This is a genomic window from Desulfovermiculus halophilus DSM 18834 (assembly GCF_000620765.1).
Classification (GTDB): Bacteria; Desulfobacterota; Desulfovibrionia; order Desulfovibrionales; family Desulfothermaceae; genus Desulfovermiculus; species Desulfovermiculus halophilus.
In genome coordinates this window covers 56,571-78,465 of sequence record NZ_JIAK01000016.1, presented here as the reverse complement: position 1 = coordinate 78,465, position 21,895 = coordinate 56,571, and the positions used below count along the sequence as shown (strand labels likewise).

Annotated in this window: 22 protein-coding genes; 5 read left to right on the top strand and 17 right to left on the bottom strand. The window is 56.9% G+C overall.

Going from position 1 to position 21,895, the window contains the following annotated elements; all coding sequences use genetic code 11:
* Positions 1-365 precede the first annotated feature (365 nt).
* Complete coding sequence (locus N902_RS0109195) at positions 366-842, top strand: ferritin-like domain-containing protein (protein ID WP_027370703.1); 477 nt, start codon at positions 366-368, stop codon at positions 840-842.
* A gap of 93 nt (positions 843-935) precedes the next feature.
* Here the strand turns inward: N902_RS0109195 and N902_RS0109190 are convergent, their stop codons facing one another.
* The 4 genes from N902_RS0109190 to N902_RS17185 all read right to left on the bottom strand — a co-directional run bounded on the left by N902_RS0109190 (position 936) and on the right by N902_RS17185 (position 6,160).
* A complete protein-coding gene (locus N902_RS0109190; RefSeq protein ID WP_027370702.1) occupies positions 936-2,189 on the bottom strand; it encodes a nickel pincer cofactor-dependent isomerase, group 22 in 1,254 nt (417 codons plus the stop codon).
* A gap of 40 nt (positions 2,190-2,229) precedes the next feature.
* Positions 2,230-4,167 carry a TRAP transporter permease gene (locus N902_RS17190; protein ID WP_051564469.1) on the bottom strand — a complete coding sequence of 646 codons (1,938 nt, stop codon included), beginning with the start codon at positions 4,165-4,167 and terminating at the stop codon, positions 2,230-2,232.
* 102 nt (positions 4,168-4,269) lie between these two features.
* A complete protein-coding gene (locus tag N902_RS0109180) occupies positions 4,270-5,286 on the bottom strand; it encodes a TAXI family TRAP transporter solute-binding subunit (RefSeq protein ID WP_027370701.1) in 1,017 nt (338 codons plus the stop codon).
* A 112-nt stretch (positions 5,287-5,398) separates the two neighbouring features.
* Positions 5,399-6,160, bottom strand: a complete 762-nt coding sequence (locus N902_RS17185) for a FadR/GntR family transcriptional regulator (protein WP_051564468.1) — start codon at positions 6,158-6,160, stop codon at positions 5,399-5,401.
* 192 nt (positions 6,161-6,352) lie between these two features.
* Here N902_RS17185 and N902_RS0109170 point away from each other — a divergent pair, with 192 nt between their 5' ends.
* On the top strand, positions 6,353-7,717 hold the full coding sequence (locus N902_RS0109170; RefSeq protein WP_034622388.1) for an FAD-binding oxidoreductase: 1,365 nt from the start codon (positions 6,353-6,355) through the stop codon (positions 7,715-7,717).
* A gap of 55 nt (positions 7,718-7,772) precedes the next feature.
* Positions 7,773-9,074: a (Fe-S)-binding protein gene (locus N902_RS0109165; protein WP_027370699.1), complete on the top strand. Its 1,302-nt coding sequence runs from the start codon at positions 7,773-7,775 to the stop codon at positions 9,072-9,074.
* Between the two features lie 251 nt (positions 9,075-9,325).
* On the opposite strand, the gene N902_RS19220 is transcribed toward N902_RS0109165, so the two are convergent.
* The 5 genes from N902_RS19220 to sfsA form a co-directional block, all read right to left on the bottom strand.
* Entirely contained in the window at positions 9,326-9,742 is a 417-nt protein-coding gene (locus N902_RS19220) for a type II toxin-antitoxin system VapC family toxin (protein ID WP_084288102.1), read from the bottom strand.
* Positions 9,732-9,974, bottom strand: coding sequence for a type II toxin-antitoxin system Phd/YefM family antitoxin (locus N902_RS19215; protein WP_084288108.1), 243 nt, complete (start codon positions 9,972-9,974; stop codon positions 9,732-9,734). Before N902_RS19215 ends, N902_RS19220 begins: the two co-directional genes overlap by 11 nt.
* 164 nt (positions 9,975-10,138) lie before the next feature.
* Complete coding sequence (locus N902_RS17180) at positions 10,139-10,837, bottom strand: vitamin B12 dependent-methionine synthase activation domain-containing protein (protein ID WP_051564467.1); 699 nt, start codon at positions 10,835-10,837, stop codon at positions 10,139-10,141.
* Positions 10,838-10,956: 119 nt separating this feature from the next.
* The gene (locus tag N902_RS17175) at positions 10,957-11,262 is read right to left on the bottom strand and encodes an IscA/HesB family protein (protein WP_084288099.1); all 306 of its coding nucleotides are present in this window, start codon (positions 11,260-11,262) and stop codon (positions 10,957-10,959) included.
* A gap of 75 nt (positions 11,263-11,337) precedes the next feature.
* Positions 11,338-12,036, bottom strand: a complete 699-nt coding sequence (sfsA, locus tag N902_RS0109145) for a DNA/RNA nuclease SfsA (protein ID WP_027370697.1) — start codon at positions 12,034-12,036, stop codon at positions 11,338-11,340.
* Positions 12,037-12,065: 29 nt separating this feature from the next.
* On the opposite strand from sfsA, the gene pyrR reads away from it, so the two are divergent.
* Positions 12,066-12,614: a bifunctional pyr operon transcriptional regulator/uracil phosphoribosyltransferase PyrR gene (pyrR, locus tag N902_RS0109140; RefSeq protein ID WP_027370696.1), complete on the top strand. Its 549-nt coding sequence runs from the start codon at positions 12,066-12,068 to the stop codon at positions 12,612-12,614.
* Between the two features lie 182 nt (positions 12,615-12,796).
* On the opposite strand, the gene dapA is transcribed toward pyrR, so the two are convergent.
* The 8 genes from dapA to N902_RS0109095 form a co-directional block, all read right to left on the bottom strand.
* Positions 12,797-13,675 carry a 4-hydroxy-tetrahydrodipicolinate synthase gene (gene dapA, locus N902_RS0109135; protein WP_027370695.1) on the bottom strand — a complete coding sequence of 293 codons (879 nt, stop codon included), beginning with the start codon at positions 13,673-13,675 and terminating at the stop codon, positions 12,797-12,799.
* Between the two features lie 14 nt (positions 13,676-13,689).
* Positions 13,690-14,541, bottom strand: a complete 852-nt coding sequence (gene dapF, locus N902_RS0109130; RefSeq protein ID WP_027370694.1) for a diaminopimelate epimerase — start codon at positions 14,539-14,541, stop codon at positions 13,690-13,692.
* A gap of 197 nt (positions 14,542-14,738) precedes the next feature.
* Positions 14,739-15,014: an HU family DNA-binding protein gene (locus tag N902_RS0109120; protein WP_027370693.1), complete on the bottom strand. Its 276-nt coding sequence runs from the start codon at positions 15,012-15,014 to the stop codon at positions 14,739-14,741.
* 120 nt (positions 15,015-15,134) lie between these two features.
* Positions 15,135-16,269, bottom strand: a protein-coding gene (gene prfB, locus N902_RS0109115) for a peptide chain release factor 2 (protein ID WP_153304182.1) whose coding sequence is annotated in 2 segments (ribosomal slippage) — positions 15,135-16,193 and positions 16,195-16,269 — 1,134 coding nt in all. Because the reading frame shifts where the segments join, the coding sequence is not laid out codon by codon here.
* A gap of 1 nt (position 16,270) precedes the next feature.
* Positions 16,271-17,842, bottom strand: coding sequence for an apolipoprotein N-acyltransferase (gene lnt, locus N902_RS17170; protein WP_051564466.1), 1,572 nt, complete (start codon positions 17,840-17,842; stop codon positions 16,271-16,273).
* The gene (locus N902_RS0109105) at positions 17,835-18,674 is read right to left on the bottom strand and encodes a hemolysin family protein (RefSeq protein ID WP_027370691.1); all 840 of its coding nucleotides are present in this window, start codon (positions 18,672-18,674) and stop codon (positions 17,835-17,837) included. The genes lnt and N902_RS0109105 overlap by 8 nt, the downstream gene beginning before the upstream one ends.
* A gap of 114 nt (positions 18,675-18,788) precedes the next feature.
* Positions 18,789-20,015, bottom strand: a complete 1,227-nt coding sequence (locus tag N902_RS0109100) for a M20 family metallo-hydrolase (protein WP_027370690.1) — start codon at positions 20,013-20,015, stop codon at positions 18,789-18,791.
* 114 nt (positions 20,016-20,129) lie between these two features.
* Entirely contained in the window at positions 20,130-20,408 is a 279-nt protein-coding gene (locus tag N902_RS0109095; protein ID WP_027370689.1) for a PxxKW family cysteine-rich protein, read from the bottom strand.
* Positions 20,409-20,739: 331 nt separating this feature from the next.
* On the opposite strand from N902_RS0109095, the gene N902_RS0109090 reads away from it, so the two are divergent.
* A complete protein-coding gene (locus N902_RS0109090) occupies positions 20,740-21,762 on the top strand; it encodes a DnaJ C-terminal domain-containing protein (protein WP_027370688.1) in 1,023 nt (340 codons plus the stop codon).
* Positions 21,763-21,895 lie beyond the last annotated feature (133 nt).

Genomic DNA, 21,895 nt, shown 5'->3' with positions numbered 1-21,895 from the left:
GCGGTCTTTTATGGACACCAGAGCATCCAAAGCGGTTTCCACGCAGCGCGTGGAAGGATAAGTGGAACTGCATCTATCAGAGTTTGCCGTCTCTTCTGTGTGCCGTGAACGGCAGGCCCGCACATTTTCTTGGTCCCGCCAAAAGGGGGAAACCCGGCACTCACGTGTATGATACGCTCACTCAAACAGAAAGTAGAGAACTGCACGTGAGTAGCCGGGAGGGGGCAGGGATCCCCCTTTGGCGGGGCTTAGAAAATACCGGGCCGAAAGTGGGCACACAGAAGAGATGGCAAACTCCAAAAATCCACAGGCTACGTCGAAGAACCGATAAAGAATGCTGGACATTAAAGTAAGGAGACACAGATATGGCCGGAATATTTAAGGCCAACGACATAGTCCGGGCCGCTGTGGAAGCGGAGAAAAAAGGAAAAGAGTTCTACGAATGCCTGGCCGGCAGGGTGGGGGATGAAAAGATCAAGGCCCTGTTTACTGATCTGGCCCAGGAAGAGCTGAAGCATAAAGATATCTTTCAGGCCCTTTTGGACCGCCTGGAACCGGTGGAGGTTCCAGCCTACTCGGATCAGGAGGAGTACGATCAGTATTTCGATGCCCTAATCAACTCTCACATGCTCTTTTCCTGTGGCTGGGGGGAGGTCATGCTCGATCAGGTGCGTACTGAGCAGGAAGCCCTGAAGTTGGCCATGAACTTTGAGCGCGATTCCCTTCTGTTCTTCAAGGAAATGAAGGAATTTGTTCCGGCAGGAGAGCGAAAGATCATCGACCAGTGCATTGAGGAGGAGCGTAAGCACCTGGTCAGGCTGAAGCAGATGATGCCGGCCTGAATGGTCCTCCTGTATGGACTGATGCCGGCTCGTCTCTGGTTCTCCGCATTGATCAACGGCCCGCGTTTAGATCCGCTGAACGCGGGCCGTTGATCATTCATTGAGATTGCCCTGGACATCAAACTGCATTTCCCGGGTCCGCCCCAGGATGGAGCAATGGTGTGGGAGCTGGGCCAGCAGAGCCGGAGAGGCCTGGAGCCTTTGCAGATGCAGGGTGTCCTGGATGCGGACCACGCGTACTGACTCCTGAGTCCAGTGCCCCAGGGAGTCCAAAGCGGCCGCGATTGTCTCCTGGTCGGTGTCCAAGTGCATGGGGATGGCCGCTTTTTCCGGACTTACACCGGTCATGGCGTTGGTGTAGGTCTTTTTTTTGTCCATGGCCTGGACCGCCCGGGTGGTGCAGAAGTCAGCAAAGCCCAGGCCCAGAGCGTTCCCCTCGGTTGCCGGGGTCAATCCCCGGATCACAATCCTCTTGATCCGGGGCTCTGAACAGAAGTCCCCCAGAATATCCCGGTTCCGTCCGGTCACATTGGTGTCCATTCCCGTCCCGCTGATATCCTTGCCGATCCTATCCACAATGAGCAGATCCACTTCCGGCCAGGGGATCTTGGCCGCCAGTCTTTTGGCCCGGACCAAAAGTTTTTTTTCTTCCTCCACCAGGGCCGCGGGTTCCACGGCCCGGATGAGGGCGCATCGGCCGAAGGCGTTCTCCACAATCCCCAGGCCGAATAGGAGAGGGGAGTGGTCCAGGACGTATCTGCCGGTGTGCTCAATAAGTGGTCCCAGGCCGTGGATCGGAGCCAGGGCGTGCAGGCGGCTGGCTCCGGCATGGTTGCCCAGCCCGATGGCCAGCATTTTCATCAGCCCGCTTTCGATCTTTGCCTTGAATTTGGTGTGGGCCTTGATTCTGTTGACCACAACGATGTGATCGGCCTCCGCGGCCAGCTGATCCATAACGACCGGCGTGCCCAGATCGGTGTACCCCAGGCATACTGTATCCATAGATGACAGAATTGGAGCGCCCATTTCCTGCTCGGTGATGCCGTATGAGGCCAGGACTTGGACCTGGCCCTCTGCGCTCGCGCCGCCGTGACTGCCCATGGACGGAACGATATATGGCCGAAGTCCCATGTGCTTTAAATTGGCGATCAAAGCGGCCAGGATGCGGTCCATGCGGTCAATACCCCGGCTTCCGGCGGTGATGGCAACACTCTGGCCCGGTTGGTAGCTGGAGGAGAGGTTGATGCCCTGCACTTGCCGGGTGACTTCATCCTGGATGTCTGCAACACACGCAGGATCAAAATGCTGTTCGACCCAGGCCAGGCTGGGAAATTCAGATGTGGGCATACGTGCGCCCCGGTTCGGGTTGGAGTACAATGGCCCTTTTTCAGGGGGCCAGGGCAACGTACCTGTTATGTCTGGATTTTATGATCAATTGGATTCCAGAGGCGAGGGCAAAGAGAGTAAAGCCCAGACCGTGCAGGGCCAGGTTCGGCCAGAGCATGAGTCCGGCTGCGCCAAGCATGACCAGGCGCATGATCCAGGTCAAGTCGTAAAGATGAAAGCCCTCAAAGAAGGCTGCGGCGCAGTACAGCCCAAGGGTGGCCAGAACAGCCGTCTCCAGAACCGCCCAGGTCGGGCCCTGGAATAAAAGCGGGCTGTACACGAAGAGCAAGGGGATGATGTACAGCCCCTTGGCCAGCTTCCAGGATTCAAATCCGGTGGCCAGGGGCTTGCTTCCTGCCACCCCTGATGCTGCATAGGCGGCCAGACACACCGGCGGAGTCACATTCGCGTCCTGGGAGAACCAGAAGATGAGCATATGGGCGGCCAGGACCGAGGTGCCCAGCATGGACATTGAGGGAGCGGCCAGGACGGCCAGGACAATGTACGAGGCGGTGACCGGCAGGCCCATGCCTAAAATGAGGGAGGCCAGGGCAACCAGGACTATAGTGATGAACAGGCTGCCGCCGGCAATGCTGGTGATGAGCATGGAGAACTTCATGCCCGCACCGACCATGAGGACAATACCGACAACGATCCCGGAACAGAGGAGAATGACCCCGGTGGTGACCATGTTCCCGGCCCCTTTGGCCAGGGCGTCCATGATGTCCCGAGGGCTCATCCGGGTGTGGGGGTTGATCCAGCTGGATACCACAATGGCCAGGATGCCGGCTGAGGCGGCATAGGTGGGGGTATACCCCTGCAGGAGGAGAACAACGAGCACCCCGAGGGGAATAAGGAAGTTCCAGCCTTCCTTGATCACCTGGCCAATGGCCGGCATCTCCTCCGGGCTGAGGACCTCCAGGCGGTGCTTCTTGGCCCGCAGATGAATGAAGAAGGCAATGGACAGGAAGTACATAAGGGCCGGGATGGTGGCCACGCCGATAATGGTCAGATAGGGGATTTGCGTCCACTGGCTCATGATGAAGGCCCCGGCCCCCATGATCGGGGGCAAAAGCTGCCCTCCGGTGGAGGCTGCGGCTTCCACTCCGCCAGCAAACTGAGGCTTGAGACCGACCTTCTTCATCAAGGGGATGGTGATCGATCCGGTCCCCACGGTGTTAGCCACAGCACTGCCGGATATGGACCCCATCAGCCCGCTGGCGAATACGGCCATCTTGGCCGGGCCGCCGGTCATCCGGCCCATCAGGGCCAGGGAAAGACGGATGATGAAGTTTCCAGCTCCGGACTGGAGGAGAAAGGCGGCGAACAGGACAAAGAGAAAGACATAGGTGGAGGAGATAGTGGCGATTTTGCCGAATATGCCGTCCGGGGCGAAGTACATGCGGTACAGGATGCGCTCCAGGGTGACCCCCGGGAACTTCCACAGCCCGCTGAAATAGGTGCCCAGGCCGAGGGCGTATCCCAAAAATCCCGCGGCCAGAATGGGGATGATATACCCGGCCACCCGGCGGGTGATCTCGATCATGAGCACTATGGCCAGCCCGGCAAAGATCAGGTCGGACAGGATGGGCACTTCATTCCTGGCGTGCAGGGCGTCTTCAAAAAATATGAGATAGAGTCCGGCCGAAAAACTCAGAATGGCCAGGATATAGTCCAGCTTCAGGGTCTTGTCCGCCCAGCGCCTGCAGACAGGATACATCAGGTAGCCCAGAAAACAGACAAAGGAGAAATGCAGGGCATTGCGCTGGATGTTGGGCATGATGCCGATTGTATTCACCCAGAGGTGATACAGGGACATGGCCACACCCATCCAGTAGATCAGGTGATGGTTCATCCCGGTCAAGGTCCGGCGGGTGGCCATGACCTCGCCTTGTTCCTGCTGGGCGCCGCTGGCGTGCTGATCTTGGTGTGGAGGCATAGTAGTGTCGCACTCGTTCGGAGGGTTACCGGCCCCCCCTTGCAGAGAGATGGGGGGCCGGGCCGACTGTTGGCATTCATTCAGGGGGCTGGAAGCTGACGACTATTCTTCTCCGTCTTCATCCAGCAGGGACGCGGGTATGTCGATGCCCTGTTCCCGGTAATACTTGACCGCACCCGGATGCAGGGGAACAGGCAGCCCGTTGATGGCTCTGTCCAGGGACATGGCCTTGGTCGCTTTGTGAATATTGTGCAGAAAGGGCAGGTTCTGGTAAATGGTTTTGGTGATCATGTACACTGTTTGCTCTGAAACATCAGGGTGGACAGCCAGGAAATTGGGCTGGGAAATGGTCTTGATGTCCTCTTTTTGTCCCGGGTAGGTCCCGGCCTCGACCACGTATCGGTTCCAGATCGGATACTCTTTTTTGATGGTTTCCAGCTGCTGGTCGGTGAAATCGAGAACATCGACCTTCTTGCTCCCCAGCTGAGCAAAGAGCTGGGTTACAGCAGCCACCGGAGGGCCGGCCGGGGTGTTCATGCCCACGATACGACCGTCCATCATGGCCATGGCCGACGGATTGTAGCCCAGATATTCCAGATTCAGGCTCTGCGGATCAATGCCCAGGGCTTTGAGGATGGTCCGGCCGGATCCTTCAGTCCCGCTGCCGCGCTTGCCGATGGAGAACTTGCCTTCAAGGCCTTTGAGATCAGTGATTGTTCCGGTCTGGGCATGCTTGGCCAGGAGGCTGAAGTGCTCCACGTTTTCCCAGAGCATGGTCACAGAGCGAAAATCCGTGACCGCCCGGTCCTTGTATGGCCCTTTGCCCTGATAGGCATTCAGGCCGAACAGGGACTGCAGAATGGCCAGCTGAGCCTCCTTGTTTTTCAACATCTGCACATTTTCCCCGGATCCTGCGGAATTGATGGCAGTGGCCGTGATCCCGTGCTCCTTGGCCAGCTTGATGCTGATCAGGGTGCCCAGGGCCACACCGACAGGATAATAGGTCCCGCCGGTCGTGGCTGTGGCGATGATCAGGCTCTCAGCCGCCTCAGCCTTCTGGGTTTGCAGGGAGAAGACAAGACAGACCCCGATAACGATGCTCAGAAGTTTGGAGTACATAAACCGCTCCTTGTATAAAGTTGACGAAAGGCCGTAACTCCCGTGAACAATGATCATGCATGCAAAAGCGTCGCACAGTTGAGCTTGCCTACTTTCCGGCCCGTGCGGCGGCTCATCCTGAGGCGGAGCAGGCTCTTGCTCCTGCCCCCAGAATGGACAAGCCCAAACGGTCTGCTGCCTTTTGGATATGCTCCAGCATGGCCTGTCTGGCTCCATCCGGGTCCATGTGGATGAGCGCTCGATAGATGGCCATGTGCTCGTCCTCAACCACTTCCGGCAGGCCGGGCTGTTGACTGGAGTTGCTTCTGGCCTGATGGATGACTTCCTTGATCCGCAGGTTGAGAAAGTCCATCAATTCGATGAAGTATTTGTTGTGGGTGGCGGTGGCTACCAGGTGATGAAAGGTGAAGTCCGGCCCGGTGCCGTCGACATTGGCTCGTATGGTTTGCTGCAGATCATCCAGGCAGGCCTGCATCCTCTCCAGGTGCTCCTCAGTGCGTCTGGAGGCGGCCAAAAAGGCTGCGTCGCCCTCCAGGACGGCTCGGAGCTCAAAAAGATGGCTGGCTTCATTGTTCGTGGCATGAAAGAACTCTCCCAGCCGAAATGACCGGCGGTCCGACTCAGCGCTTATCCTTACGCCCTGTCCCTGTCTGGACTCCAGTATGCCGTCGTATTTCAAACGAGCCAGGGCCTCCCGTATGACCGTGCGGCTGACCCCGAAGTCCATGGCCAGCTTGGCTTCCGAGGGCAGCCTGTCCCCGGGAAGAAAATCGCCCTGATCAATGGCTTCCAATATGTGGGAGGCAACCTGATCTGAGAGCTGTTCCGGCCGTATGACCCTGGGGGGAGACAAAGAGCTCTTTCTATTCTTCATGATCCCTTTCATTGCCAGACAGAACAAAGTATGTCAAGATGAAACTCAGGTTTCCAGCTTATATGACAGGTTGACACCTGTGCAGAGCTGTAAAAAACGGCCCGCGGCCCCAAACTGGCATTGCTCCCTGAACTGACCCATCTCGATTACCTGAAGATACAACCAAATACAGAGCAAGCAAGGTCTACCTGTATGTCCATCATCGACGCACTTGAGCATCACCTCGATTCCGATGCTGTCCTTAGTTCTGAAGAGGATCTTTTGTGCTACGCCTATGACGCCACCGGCAAGAGCTATATGCCCCTGGCGGTTGTCTTTCCCCGTGCTCCGGAGGATATCTCCCTGATCATGCGGGTGGCCAACGAACACCGGGTCAGCGTCATTCCACGTGGGGCCGGCAGCGGCATGACCGGAGGCAGCCTGCCTGAGTCGGGGGGGATTGTCCTGGTCATGACCCAGTTCGATCGTATCTTGGAGATCGATACCGAAAACCTGGTGGCCGTGGTCGAACCGGGGGTGATTACCAGTCAGCTGCACAAGGCCGTAGAGGCCGAAGGCCTTTTTTATCCTCCGGATCCGGCCAGCATGAACTTCTCGACCCTGGGGGGGAACATCGCTGAGAACTCCGGAGGGATGCGGGCGGTAAAGTACGGGACAACCAAGGAGTATATTCTGGGCCTGGAGGTGGTTCTACCCTCCGGGGAGATCATTCATACCGGCTCCAAGTGCGTCAAGGACGTGGTTGGATACAATCTGACCCAGCTTTTGGTTGGTTCAGAGGGGACCCTGGGGATTGTGACCAAGGCTATTCTCAAGCTTCTGCCCCTTCCGGAGGCCAAAAAGACGCTGACCGCCACATTCCCTTCCATTCTGGATGCCGGACGGACTGTATCCGAGATCATCCGAAGGAAGATCATACCCACCACCATGGAGTTTTTGGACCGGCACGCGGTTTGGTGCGTGGATCAATACCTGCAGATCGGTCTGGCTCCCGGGGCCGGGGCGTTTATGCTCATTGAAGTTGATGGGGATCAAGATCAAGTGGAAAAGAACATCGCAAAGGTACGCGAGGTGTGCTCGGCCAATAAGGCCATCGAGATACAGATTGCGGCCACGGCCGAAGAACAGGATGACCTGTGGCGGATGCGCAGATCGGTCTCCGCCTCCCTGGCCCATTTTAAGTCAGCGGTGAAAATCAATGAGGACATTGTGGTCCCTCGAGCCAAGATCCCGGAGATTATCCAGTTTATTGAATCGGTGGGTGAAAGGCACGAGATCAGGATCGTCAATTTCGGCCATGCCGGAGACGGCAATATACACCTCAATGTTCTGCCTCAAAATGAACAGCTGGAGACCGCCCACAAGGCGGTTGATGAGATCTTTGACCGGACCATAGAACTCGGGGGCCGAATTTCCGGTGAGCACGGGATCGGGACCAGCAAGCGGGAGTATATCGGCAAGAATCTGGAGCCTGCGGCCATTGCCGCCATGCAGGCGGTCAAGAGGGCCTGGGACCCGAACAATATCCTCAATCCAGGAAAGATCTTTCCAGAATAAAGGGTTGTTTTGTTTTTTCGGTTCTGCGACCTAGCTTGTGGATTTAAGGATAGATATGACTGACAAAGACACCGCCCTGTTTCTGGAGCAGGTCGGCGATGAGCTCAAAAAATGCGTCAAATGCGGGGCATGCCAGAGCGTATGCCCCATTTACCTGGAAACAAAGCGGGAGAAATATGTCGCCAGGGGGAAGATCGCCCTGTCCCAGGCGGTCAGCGAGGGGCGTCTGCCCTATACCGACGAGTTCGACAGCGTGCTGCACAATTGCCTGCTCTGTCTGTCCTGTGTAGAGGTCTGCAGCAGCAATGTCCGGGTGGACAAGATCGTCACCGCAGCCAGATCCTCTCTGGTCCGGGAACGGGGTCTGCCCTGGCCCAAGCGGGTGGCCTTCAAGGCCCTGCGCACCGGTCGCTGGGCTCAAAACCTGCTGTTCCGGGGCGGATCAGCGGCCCAGACCATCCTGTTCCATCGACTGCCCAAGACAAGCGGCCTGCGCAGACGTTTTCCGCTTCCCGGCCTGGAGGAGGACCAGGTGGTCCCCCGCCTGGCCTCCAGGTCGTTCCGCAGCCGGCACAGTACCTATTATCCAGCTGAGGACGACTCGCAGACAGTGATCCTTTTCACCGGGTGCAGCGCCAACTACGTATTCCCCGCCATAGCCGAAGCAGCTCTGTGGACCTTGGGGCACCTGGGCCGCAGCGTGCATATTCCCGCCGATCAAATGTGCTGCGGCGCGCCGGCCGAGTGCCACGGGGATCAGGACACGGTGCATGAGCTGGCCGGAAAAAACCTCTATGCCCTGGCTGAGAAGTATCCCCAGGCCCCGGTGATTGTGGTCTGTTCCTCTGGCGGGTACATGTTCAAACGCATGTATCCGGAGCTTTTCTCCTCGGGAGAAAAGAGTCGAATGGCAGTCGATCTCGCGGCCAGGACCTATGATATATCCGAATACCTGGTGCACGAGGTGGGCACTGATGTGTTGGGGGCAAAGATAACCAATCCGGTGCGCACTGCCACCACCTACCACGATCCGTGTCATCTAAAGCGGGGGCAGGGCGTGCATGCCGAACCTCGCCGGCTTTTGCAGCTGGCCTGTCCAGAACACTACGTCCCCTTGGCCGAGGCGGATCGCTGCTGCGGACTGGGCGGAACCTACGGATTGAACCATCGGGAGATGTCCAAGTCCATCCTGGGGCATAAGACACAGGCCGTTGAAAACAGCGGGGCAGAGCAGATAGCTACCGGCTGTCCTGCCTGCATGATTCAGCTCCAGGACGGTATCAATCGGGCCGGCCTGAAGGTCGGGGTCAGGCATACAGTTGAGGTCCTGGCCGAGGCCATGGGCTGGCAAGGATAGGCCTGGAGCTTGAAAAGAACCGGCAGCGGTTGGCAGACCTGGCAGGCAGTTATACAAGGCTATACCCAAACCTGGGAAGAACTGGATAAAGGACATATCCGGGCTCCAGGCAATGATCCAGAGCCATTGGAGGAAAGCTGCATTATTGATGAGAGGCTCTGCCTGGCTCCGTGTGCTTTTTGTGATCTGGGTTTGGTCTGTGGGAAGGATTTTGGGAAGGATAGCGGGGAATATAGGGGCAGATAATATTTTTACTTGAACTTTATATGGATTACCAAATCTGAATATTTGGGTAATATACTATCAGTTGTAACTAAATATGATCTTATATCTATAGCCTGTGCTATCAGTAAACGATCAAATGGATCACGATGATGCCAAGGCAAACGAGCAATTACATAGCAATGTTTTGCAAAGACCGGTAACTCAGTAAAACCTGTTTCCAATGCTAGTTGATGAATATCATCTGGATAAAAATCAAAATTATTTCGCCCTAGAGATTTCTTTATACCGATTTCCCAAATGCTTGCAGCACTAAAGTAAATAATTGTCGATGGGTCACGCAGTGTTAGTGCGGTTTCTTCAGGCAGACGTTCTGGATCAAGAGTAGCAGCTAGCAAGACATTTGTGTCAAGTAAAAATGATACATGCGACAGATCATGTTTCATTTTCAAACATTTCTCTTATTTCATTTGTTTTAAATTTGTCAAAATCATCAGGGAAAGTAAACTTTCCTTTACCTAAGCCTAAGGTGCGAGGTTTTGATTCAGTTGCCGCTATTGGACCGAGACGTGCTACAGGCTTGCCATCACGAATAATAATGATTTCTTCTCCGAGAGAAGCCTGTTCAATAAATCGTGAAAAACTAGAACGAACTTCATCGTAATTGATTCGTTGCATGGGTAGCCTCATATTGGGTTTGGCTGATCCAAGCTGTTCAGATCTTTTGCCTTAACGACCATGTCTTTTTTTGTAATATAAGACATATTGCTTGTCCATTCAAGGAAACTCTTCTGTCCACTTCCATAGCAAGGTCTTCGCTTCTTCCCTGTGGGATACCGACGTCAACTTTCGTTTGAAGGCGACGAATACTCATTCTCCAGCCTGGCCAGCTGCTCTGGATCGAAAGGGGCCTTGCGCCGGGGGCATTTGCGGCTGCACAGTCGGCAGCTGATGAATCCCTCCGGATCCCGAAAATAGATGCCGGACAAGGAGTTCGTGGGCAGCATGAGGCAGCTGGAGGTCAGCCTGACCTGGATTTTTTCCGGGATTGGACCCAAAATCTCAAACAAAGGCTTTTGCTGATCAATGGGCCAGTCCGGAAGGGAGCCCGGCTGCATTCGGGACAGGCTGTCCAGACCAAACACGGCTTCAATGTCCCCCCGCACAGCCTCGACAACGACGTTGGCGGCATGCTCGGCCAGGGCAAAGGCCAGATAGTTCTCCATCAAATCGGTTTTGGAATCCACCCAAGCGGAGAGGTCGTGGCCGCAGGTAGCGACAAAGGGGAAGACCAGCGCTTGCCGGGACAGGTGGCCGGCCAGGAGCCTGCCCCGCACCCTAGTGCCGTTGAGCTGAACAGAGTCTGGCTTGCAGGCATCAGGGACTGTTTCCAGGTATCCTCCGACCGGTCCGGCGCATTGCTCTGCTTCTAGAAACAGCCTGTCCACCATGGGCCTGTCCGCCGGTCGCAGATGCTGCTCCTGCATGAAGGAGTCACGGTCCGGCAGCCACTGAGCACAGGAGATAATCCGATCAGTCATAGCTATCCTGGTATGTGTGTTCGCAGCCGGCAGAAGGCCTTGCGACCCTCTGCATGTACTGATTCCAAAAAAAAGCCGGACCACGTGGGTCCGGCTTTACGCAAACCTTGGAAGCTGATTTATCCGCAACTGGTGCAGGAAGAGCATCCACCTCCATCGGCAGCCAGATTGGAGCTCACCCGAAAACCGTAGGGAGATCCATCGACCACGATGGGGGATGCGGTCTGCATCAGGCTCTTGTCAACCACAAATGTATACCCTTTGACTTCGTATACATCATCTGTGTCTTTTTGCTCATCCAGAGCAAGTCCCAAGGATGGGCCGCCTCACCCAGGGGCCATATAGACCCGGATGGACGGGATCTCGGTTTTCTGAGCAAAGTGCTGATCTAAAAGCTCTTTTGCTCCTTCTGTAAGGTCCAGCATAGAATCCTCCTGATTTGGTGTTGATTAAGAATAATTCTTATCCTGCCTGTTGTCAAATCCCGGCAGGGGGCCGGCTCATTCCCAGACCACAGGCAGGTCCCGATTGATCGTGATCCGGGATGTATCCATAACCACATCATAGGCCTTGACCATGACCCCTTGCCGGGCAGCCTGGGCCAGAAGACGCGCATATTCCGGATCGATCCAGTGGGCAGGCTGAAAGAATCGGGCGTCCGTGCGCTGGACCACAAAGACCAGTGCGGCCTGCATCCCGGAGTCATGGACCGCGCGCAGGGCTTTGATGTGCTTTTGCCCTCTGGCGGTCACTGCATCCGGAAAGGCAGCGGCCTTGTCCTGAACAAGGGTGCAGTTTTTGACCTCCACGTACATGGGGGGAACGTCCGATCCGGTGAGCAGGAAGTCCAGCCTGGTGTTAGGGTCAAGCTTGACCTCGGGCTGGAATGTGTCATACCGTCCAAACTCGCTGATGCTTCGATTCCGGAGGGCCTCGGCCCAAATGCGGTTTGTGTTCTGGGTATTCACACCGACCAGAGAAGAGCCCATATCAATAAGCTCCCAGGTCCACTTGTGCTTGCGCCTGGGATTTTGATGATGGGAAAGATACACCGGACGTCCAGGCTCACTGCATCGAAGCATGCTGCCCGTATTCGGGCAGTGGGCGGTCACTCTGCCCACTTGGTCAATGTCCACATCGGCGAGGAATCGTTTATAGCGTTGAACCAGGGTCCCTTGGGTCAAATGGGGCCAAAGCATGGACGGTCTCCGGTTGAGGGGTTAGGTAAATGAAAACGCAGATTGAGATCTTGGACCACAACCAGATGGGATTGACCTTGGAGCGTCTGGCTTCCGAGATTATCGAGCGGCACACCCAGGCCCAGGATATCGCCTTGGTGGGTATTCAGCGCCGGGGCGTGTATTTGGCGGCCAGGCTCAAGTCCCTCTTGGATCAGCGGCTGCACGGGGACATTCCTCTGGGTAAGCTGGATATCAATCTTTATCGCGACGATTGGACCACATTGCGCAGCCAGCCGGAGCTGAACAGCACCGAGATCCATTTCCCCATTGAAGACAAGGAGGTTCTGCTGATCGACGATGTCCTGTTCACCGGCCGGACCATCAGAGCGGCCCTGGAGGCCATCCTGGATTTTGGACGGCCGCGCAGGGTGGAGCTGTTGGAACTCATTGACCGGGGGCATCGTGAGCTGCCGATCCATGCCGACTATATCGGGAAAAAGGTGAACACCGCTTTGGAGGAGCAGGTTGATGTGCTGGTTGCTGAGCAGGACGGGCACGACAGCGTTGTTTTACACATGAAGGACCGGACGCGATAGTTTGTGGGTCAGCCCGCCGGGCCGGTGCCGGCGAGTAAGTCTACAGGCGTTTGTCTGTTTGCGGGCACATCCATACGCATCAAGCGGCTGGCCTTCTGGTGCGAGGACAGCCGCTCATTGTTCAATCATAGATGAAGTCCCGGTAAGGCACCGGCACCGCACTCCTTCCGCCAGGCATATCCTTACAGCAGACCGGCCCTGGAGAGATCTTCCCGCAATTTGGCCTCGTTCTCCGGCTGCATGGGGACCAGCGGCAGACGCAGGCTGAGTTCCAAGCGCCCCATGAGGGCCAGGGAAGTCTTGACCGGGATGGGGTTGGTCTCCAGAAACATGGCCCTGCAGAGCGGAGCGAGCTCATAGTGCAGGCCTTTGGCCTTTTCCAGGTCCGCATGGGCATAGGCTTCGCACAGGGAGGCCATTTTGTCCGGTAAAAGATTGCTGAGCACCGAGATAACCCCCTTGCCGCCCAGAGAGAGCAGGGGAAGGACCACAAAATCGTCTCCGGCCAAGACTGTGAAGTCCGGTCCGCAGTGTTCAATGACCTGGGACATCTGGTTGATATTCCCGCTGGCCTCCTTCACGCCGACCACTTCCGGAACAGTTGCGTGCAGTTTGGCCAGGGTCTCGGGCAGAACGTTCAACCCGGTTCGGCCGGGAACATTATAGACGATCATGGGCATGGGCACTTCCCTGGCGATAGCTTGGAAGTGGGCCACCACCCCGGCCTGGGTCGGCTTGTTGTAGTACGGAGTGATATGCAGCGTTCCGTCCGCTCCGGCCTGCTTGGCGAATGTGGTCAGCTCAATGGCCTCCCGGGTGTTGTTCGAGCCGGCACCGGCCAGGACCGGCACCCGTCCCTTGGCCTGATCCACGCAGATCTTGATGGCCTGTTTGTGCTCCTCATGGGTCATGGTTGCTGATTCGCCGGTCGTACCGCAGGGAACCAGACCATGTATTCCCCGCACGATCTGATCTTCTATATGAGCCCGAAAGCGTTCCTCGTCGATCTCGTTGTTGTGAAAAGGGGTGACCAAAGCGGTCAGCGCTCCCTGAAACTGCATAGTATGTATCCTCCTTATTCAGACGCCAGGCCGACAGCCGGCAGGTTCAGCTGGGCTGTATAAACGAGAACGGCCTGGCCTTGCAAGTAAATATTCTCTCCGGAAATATCGACGTTCAATTCCTCACCCCCGGAGGTCACAACCCGGACCGGGGTGCGGCACAGCCCCAAGGCATTGGCCACAAAGGCAGATGCGGCAGCTCCAGTCCCGCAGGCGTAGGTCTCGGCTTCCACCCCCCGTTCATAAGTCCGCACATACAGGCTGTCGTCGCCGGTAAGCTGAACAATATTCGCATTCGCCCCGGCCGGGGCGAAGCGTTGATGGTAGCGCAGGGCGGGGCCTATTTGGTCGATGTCCTCCTGATCGGCCTGATCGGAAAAGAGGACGACATGGGGGACCCCGGTGTTGACCAGATGGACGTGCAGGCCGCGCCCATCCTGGGTGGTCAGGGCGATGTCCGGGGTGTAGTCCCGGGGAGTTGTCAACTGAACCTGGACCTCCCGGCTTTTAGTGTCCACAATCGCCCGGACTGGGCCTGCGTCCGTGCCCAACACATGATCAGCCGGGGCAAGGCCGAGCATGTAGGCCAGCCTGGCCGCGCACCGGGACCCGTTGCCGCACATCTCGGCCCTGGATCCGTCTGCATTGTAGAAATGCCATCGATAATCGACTTGCTCCCTGCCCGCCGCGGGTTCCAAAAAGATGAGTCCGTCGGCTCCTGCTCCGAATGACCGGCGGCAGATGCACCTGGCCCAATTGGGCATCTGGGATTGATGGATCCCGGGCTCGGTGTTGTCGATGAGCACAAAATCGTTTCCGCTGCCCTGCATCTTGTAGATGGTGATCTCAGGTGGTGTACTGGTCATGTTCGATATCGCGGGGTGAACAGGTCTTTGATCTCCAAGGAGGCCAGGGGCGGACCTGTTCTCACCCCGCCTCCCCGCAGGTAAACACAATCAATCCCTCAAGGGGTGGAAAATTCGGAAAATGCTGCCCCAAAGGACCGGCAAAGCGCCCATCTCCGCCGGGCATTCCCCTGGAATGGTCCGGACCAAGGCTGGAATCATTGATTCAGGTATTCCTTCAGATCCTTGCCCACACGAAAGAAGGGCAGCCGTTTGGGCTTGACCTGAACCATCTCTCCGGTACTGGGGTTGCGCCCCTGGTAGCCTTCGTACTGCTTGATCTTAAAGCTCCCGAATCCCCTGATCTCCACCCGGTCTCCCCGGTTCAGGGATTCCTTGATGCTGTCGAAAAAGGTGTTCACGATCACCGAGGCTTCATCCAGGGAAATATTCTGCCGGTCAGCCAGGGTCTTGATGAGTTGGCTCTTGTTCATATAAAGCTCCTTGGGGTTGCAGGCATGGGGTAGTGCACATCCATCTTCCTGATCTTGTTCATCATATCCTATAGAGTGGGATCAAAGTCAAGGTGGCGCATCCCGGCCTTGCTGTTCGGGTCAGGAGACCTGTGCCTCATCGGACCATTTCTGGCCGTGCAGACTGAGCAGATAATTGCGGATGAAATCTTCCACTCCGCCGTCCAGGACCCGCTCCACATTGCTGTCCTCGGTTCCGGTCCGGTGATCCTTGACCAGCCGGTAGGGCTGCAGGGTATAGGACCGGATCTGGCTCCCCCAGGCAATGGCGTTCTTGGACGAATACTTTTGCTGCTTGTCTTCTTCCTGTTTCTGCAGCTCCTGCTCGTAGAGCCTGGCCTTGAGAATCTTCAAAGCCGATTCCCGGTTCCTGAACTGGGACTTCTCGTTCTGGCACTGGGCGACGATGCCGGAAGGAAAATGGGTGATGCGCACAGCTGAGCTGGTCTTGTTCACCGATTGACCGCCTGGACCGCTGGAACGGAAGACATCGACTCTGATGTCTTCGTCCTTGATCTCGATCTCAATGTCCTGGGTGACGTCGGGGTAGACGTCCACCGAGGCGAACGAGGTATGCCGGCGGCCGGACGTATCGTACGGGGATATGCGTATCAGGCGATGGATACCCTTTTCCCCCTTCAGCAGGCCGAACGCGTAGTTTCCCTCAACCGAAAGGGTGACACTCTTGAGTCCTGCTTCATCTCCAGGCAGATAGTCCAGGATTTGGAGCTGAAAATTATTGTCCTCGGCCCAGCGGGTGTACATGCGAAGCAGCATTTCGGCCCAATCCTGGGCCTCGGTCCCTCCGGCTCCGGGGTGGATTTCCAATATGGCGTTGTTCTTATCTTCCGGGTCCGAGAGGAGGGCCTTGAGCTCAACCTTCTGCAGCTGTTTGTTCAGGGCCTGGCATTGTTCAGTCAAGGCTTCCAGGGCTTCTTGGCTTTGCTCCTCCTCTGCGAGCTGAACCCATTCTTCCAGACTGTCCTTGGCGTCCTTCAACTCCTCTAACTCCCGGATCCATTCCTCAAGGATGCTTTTTTCCTTCAGCAGCGGGGTGAGCTTCTCCGGATCATCCCACGCCCCGGGCTGAGTGAGAAGAGTTTCGATCTCTTGGTGCCGGTTTCTGCTGTCCTCCAGGTCAAAGGCGCCTCCACAGGGATTTAAATTGCTGGATGGATTGGGCGGCCGACCGCTTGATGTCTGACAATTGGAGAATCTTATCGTTCATGGCGCTGTGTGTGCTTGCCACAAGTGTGGTCTGGTTGGGGTTTGCCCGGGTTGTGCATTCGGATCCAGAGCATCGCGATCGCCGCGAGCAGGAAAAAAGCGGCCCGAAGCAGATGATAATGCCTGGAAAAAAACGTCCGGCCGTGCCCGGCAGGAAGGCTGTCTGCCTGAAGAGTCTCGGGAGCGAACAGGGTTGTGCTTTGCAGAATGCGGCCTTGGGGATCGATGATTGCAGAGACGCCCGTATTGGTTGCCCGGAGCATGCCTCTACCCTGCTCAATGGATCTGAGCACCGCTTGGTGCAGGTGCTGACGAGGACCAGATGATCTGCCGAACCAGGCGTCGTTGCTCACATTGATCAGCAGATTTGCTCCGGCGGCGACCCGATGCTGTACAAGCCCGGAAAATATTACTTCATAGCATATAAGGCCGCCCAAGGCAAGATCTTTATACTCCAGGGGAGCGGTGCGGTCTCCGGGGCGGAAGTCCCCGACTCCCTGGACCATTCTGGTGATGAATGGCAGGTAGCTGCCAAACGGGATATATTCGCCGAAAGGAACCAGATGCTCCTTGGTATATGTCCCCCGAACCAAGCCGTCGGGACCGAAGAGATAGACCAGGTTGTGGGAGACGACCTCTGTTCCACCATCTCTCAGGCTGTATCCCGGTGCTCCGGTGAAGAGGGCCACCTGATGATTGCGGCAGAAGCTGCGCAGCTTGGTGGAAAGTTCGGTGTTTTCCTGGACATAAAAAGGAATGGCTGTTTCCGGCCAGACCACAAGCTCCGCGCCGTGCTCCCGGACCGCGTTCCGGCTCATCCGCAGATAGCGGTTCAGGGTCTGTCTTTGAAAGGCCGGATCCCATTTCAGGCCCTGCTCTATATTCCCCTGGATCAGGGCAGCAGGCAGGTTGATGGATTGCTGGGTCAAAGCCGGGTGCTGTATATGCCAGACTCCGAAAAGAGTCAGGCCGCAGAGGGCGGCTGCTGGCGCGATCAACGCCCTGGGCCTGTGCACCCCGAGCACAAAGCCGACCCCAATTCCGGCCAGCAATCCGGAAAAACCGTGGGCTCCAAGCACAGATACGGCCTGGAGAAAAACCGGCCACGGGGCGAAGGCCTGGGCCAGACCAAGCCAGGGAAATCCGGTCAGCAAAATCTCCCGGATATATTCCAGACTGGCCCACAGGGTCCAGGCCAGAAGTATGAGCACCGGCCACCCCGTGCGTGGAGCAGCCCAGGCCAGGGCAAGACAGAAAAGGCCGGCGTACAGTCCGAGATACAGTCCGAGAAGAATCGGGCAGGGCACGGCAGCGATCCAGGGCAGGGAGCCGAATTCGTGCACCGGAATGCTCACCCAGTACAAGGCAGCGGCATATCCGGCCGAAGCAGCCAGCCAGCCCCGGAAAAAGGCCTGCCTGAGAGACCGGGCCTGAAGTCCCAGCCAGGCGAGGCTCATCGGCAGGACGAGGGCCAGAACGGGCAGGTGGAGCAGCGGGTTGGCAAACCCCAGCCAGGTCCCTGCGGCACAGAGAAGCACTGACCATGCGAATCGATCACTCATGCTCGACTGCTGGCTGAGGCCCGGGATGGATCAAGACCCATTGAACCTGCTTGCTGTCCGCTTCCTTGATCTGAAAGGAGTAGCCGCCGAGTGAAAATTGCTCCCCTGTTTGCGGGACCCGTCCGATGCGCTCAGTGAGATAGCCGCTGACCGTTTCCACATAATCCGAGTTCAAATCGATGCCCAGCTCGGAGTTCAAATCGTCCAGCGAGGTCCGGCCGGAAACCAAGCAGCTTTCATCCTCAAGGATCTGGATGTCTTCCGGCTTTGGACTGTCGTATTCGTCCTCGATCTCTCCGACGATCTCCTCCAGGACATCTTCGAGGGTGATCAGTCCGGATGTTCCGCCGTATTCATCAATGGCTATGGCCAAGTGGACCTTTTTGTTCTGGAACTCAAGGAGCATGTTCTTGGCGTTTTTGGTTTCCGGGATAAAGAAGGGAGGGCGCATGAGGTCTTCCAGGCTGCCCTGGGCATCCTCGGGATGGAGCAGGCTGGGGAGCAGGTCCTTGGCATGGATGATGCCCACGATGTGATCTTTGTTCCCTCTGTAGACCGGAATCCTGGAATGGCCGCTGGAGATGATTACCTCGGCCACGTCGGCGAGATTGGACTTTTCTTCAACACAGTCAATATCGGTCCTGGGGACCATGATTTCCCGGACTTGGTAATTCCCGAGCCGGAGAATATTCAGGAGCATGCCGGCGGTGTCTGCACTGAGCTCATTGTCCAGCCTGGCTTCGCTGATGACGTTTTCAATCGGGCTTTCGCTTTTGCCACTGAAGAAGTTGCGGATCGAGGTCCATAAACCCCCTTCAGAAGTTTCGTCCACTCTGCTCCTCCTTGCTGTGGAAGTGGTTGGTTCCCTTTAAGCGTACAATCACGGTTAGGATGCTGTCCTGTCTAGAAACGGCGGCCGAAGGACCGTACGCATCAAAGCCGGAAATCAGTCCAGCCCGCAGGCCAAAACGGACATGACCTTGGCGTCCTGGAGTATGTTCCTGATCGAGGTCTGTTCATTGGGTTGATGGGCGTTTCCAGGCAGGGTGCCCCAGACAGCAGCCGGGAATCCCTGGTGCCGGGCATAGGCGGCCACTGTGCCTCCGCCGATACCTCCGGGCCGGGCCTGAATCCCGTAGACCCTGGAGATTGCGTCCTGCAGGCCGGATACCAGCATGCACTCGGGGTTGGTTTCCGAGGCCGTTTGCCGGTGGACGACGTCCACGTCTATGGATAGCCCAAGGCTGCGGGATACGCCGTCCGCAATGCTGCGGACCCGGTCCAACACCTCTGCCAGGGAATAGCCGGGAAGAACCCGGCAGTCGGTATAGAAAACGTCCCGGCCGGGGATGGTGTTCACATTGGGGACATTGGCTTCAATTCGAGTGGACTCGAATGTGGAATGCGGTGGGGCGAAGAGGTGATTGGTGGCATCAAAAATGGTGTACAGCTTGCGCAGTTCCATGATGCATTGGGCAGCCGCCAGCAGGGAGTTTTTCCCGGCCTGGGGGGTGGATGCATGGCACTGCTGTCCGTGGACAGTCAACTTCAGCCACAGCAAGCCTTTTTCCGCTATTTCAATCAAGGACGAGTCTGGCTCCCCGAAGTCTGGAACCAGGAATTGGTCCTGACTCTGAAACTCGGATCGATGCTCGTTGAGCACGTACTCCAGTCCATGGGCATTCCCGGTCTCTTCATCAGCGACAAGAAGAAGGCCCAGATTCATTGCTGGAGGAGTCCGGGTGGAGATGAGTGTCTTGACCGCCAGCAGGGATGCAACCAGGCCGTGGTGGTTGTCCTCCACGCCCCGGCCGAAAATGCGGTCTCCATCCCGGGCAAGGGTGAACGGATCCGTCTTCCACAGCTGGAGATCGCCGGCAGGGACGACATCCATATGGGAGACGATCCACAGGGTTCGGCTTGTATTCCGCCCGGGAAGCACGGCCATGAGGTTGGGCCGTTGTCCGCTCTCTACCCGGGGATCAGGAGAGGCAAGGTTGCGCACCCGGTGCAGACCGATGTGGGAGAGATAGGAGAGCAGAAAGTCGGCCTTGTCCTGCTCTCCCTGGCCGCCGTTCTCCGGGCCCAATGCAGGTCTGGAAACCAGCTCCTGCTGAAGATAGGCAACGTTTTCCCCCTCCTGGTCGAGGCAGGAAAAAAGCTCATTATCCATAACTGATATGGCTCGACAGGTTATGCAAGCCGGGTTCGAGATGCAGGGGCCTTGCCGCGGAGTGTATCAAGACACTGCTCAGGGGAAGACACGCATCTGAAACCATGTGGATTTCTACCGGCCCCGGGCCGCACGTTTGGAGGCCTTCAACGGGTTGACCTTGACCTTGCCTTCCTTGTCCATATCTGCCTTGACATGGGTGGCAAAGTTGCATGCCCCATGCCGCCATTTGGCTGCCGGCTGGGGATAGCTGGAGCAGTAGCGTTCGCCTTCCACGGTGTGAATCCGCTCGCAGCCTTCGCATTGTTCAACGATCTGATGCAGGATGAACCCGTTGAGCTTCAGTCCTTCCTGGGTCCTTTCGGCGTGATCAAATATACTGGTTTTGGCCATTTCGGTCCTCCTCGGCCTGATAGAGTGCACACATGTGGGCAAATCAAAAGCTTGCCGGTTGATATCCGTGATCTGCCCGTTGCAGGCCGGCTGGGGGTCTGAACTGGGCAGTCCGTTAAAAACTAAATTTTTTACTCTGACTTCCAGGCCTATGTCAAGAATGAAAATATGCCTCCTTGACTCTTGGTCCCAGGGTATTAATTTTTACAATATGCCGCAAAATGTAAACGAATTTTCAGGTACATGCCCGATGGCGACTCGTTGAGCGCGACGGCGCGCGGGAAGCGTTTACCGGCGGTGAATACACACTTGGCCAAAAAGGGGATGTGGTATGAGTGTATCCTATAAAGATTACTATCAAACCCTGGGGGTGTCCAGAGATGCGTCCCAGGAGGATATTTCCAAAGCTTTCAAGAAATTAGCCAGAAAATACCACCCGGACCTGAACCCGAACGACAAAGAGGCGGAGACAAAGTTTAAAGAGGTCAATGAAGCCTACGAGGTTCTCAAGGATCCGGATAAGCGAAAGCGCTACGATCAGCTGGGCGCGGACTGGGAACACGGACAAAACTTCGAGCCACCCCCCGGATATGAAAATGTGCGTTTCACCTTCGGCGGACCCGGTGGCGGTGCGCAGTTCGGAAGCGGATTCAGCGACTTTTTTGAGACCATTTTCGGAGACCTCTTCGGCCAGGGCGGCCCTCACAGCGGAGGGGGCAGATATCAGCAGGCCCGGGGCGGGTTCGGCGGAGCCGGTCCATTCGGCGGAGCCGGATTTGCGGAGCATGATTTTGCAGCCAAGGGCCAAAACGCAGAGACCACCCTGGAGCTTTCCCTGGAGGAGGCCTTCAAAGGCGGGCACAAGACCCTCACCCTCCAGGAACAAACCGCCGGGCCGGACGGCCGCCCGCATGTTCAGAACAAGACTCTGGATGTGACCATCCCCCCGGGAGTCACCGATGGGTCCAAGATTCGCCTCAGCGGGCAGGGGAGCCCCGGACGAGGCGGAGGTCCTGCCGGGGATCTCTACCTTAGAGTCAAGCTTTTGCCCCATTCCCAATTCCGGGTTGACGGGCAGAACATTATCCATGATCTCCCCGTGGCTCCATGGGAAGCCGCTCTGGGGGCGACACTTTCCGTGCCCACCCTGGAAGGTTCGGTGGAGATGAAGATTCCGCCCGGGACCAGCGGAGGGCAAAAGCTCAGGCTGCGGGGAAAGGGCCTAGGCCGGGGGGCGAAGAAAGGCGATCAGCTGGTTCAGGTGGTGATTAAGGTTCCCAAGCACCTCAGCGAGAAAGAGAAGGAACTCTTTGAGCAGCTGGCAGCGGAGTCCCGGTTTCAGCCCCGGGCTTAGGGAGACGCGCATGAAGCAAGCGGGAATGTATTTCCCGCGCAGCTTCAGTGCAGCATGCTAATAGTAACTAACCGACATGCCTGCCATGGCGCAGGCACGCTTGCGCTAACGAAGCATACAAACGATTTCGATA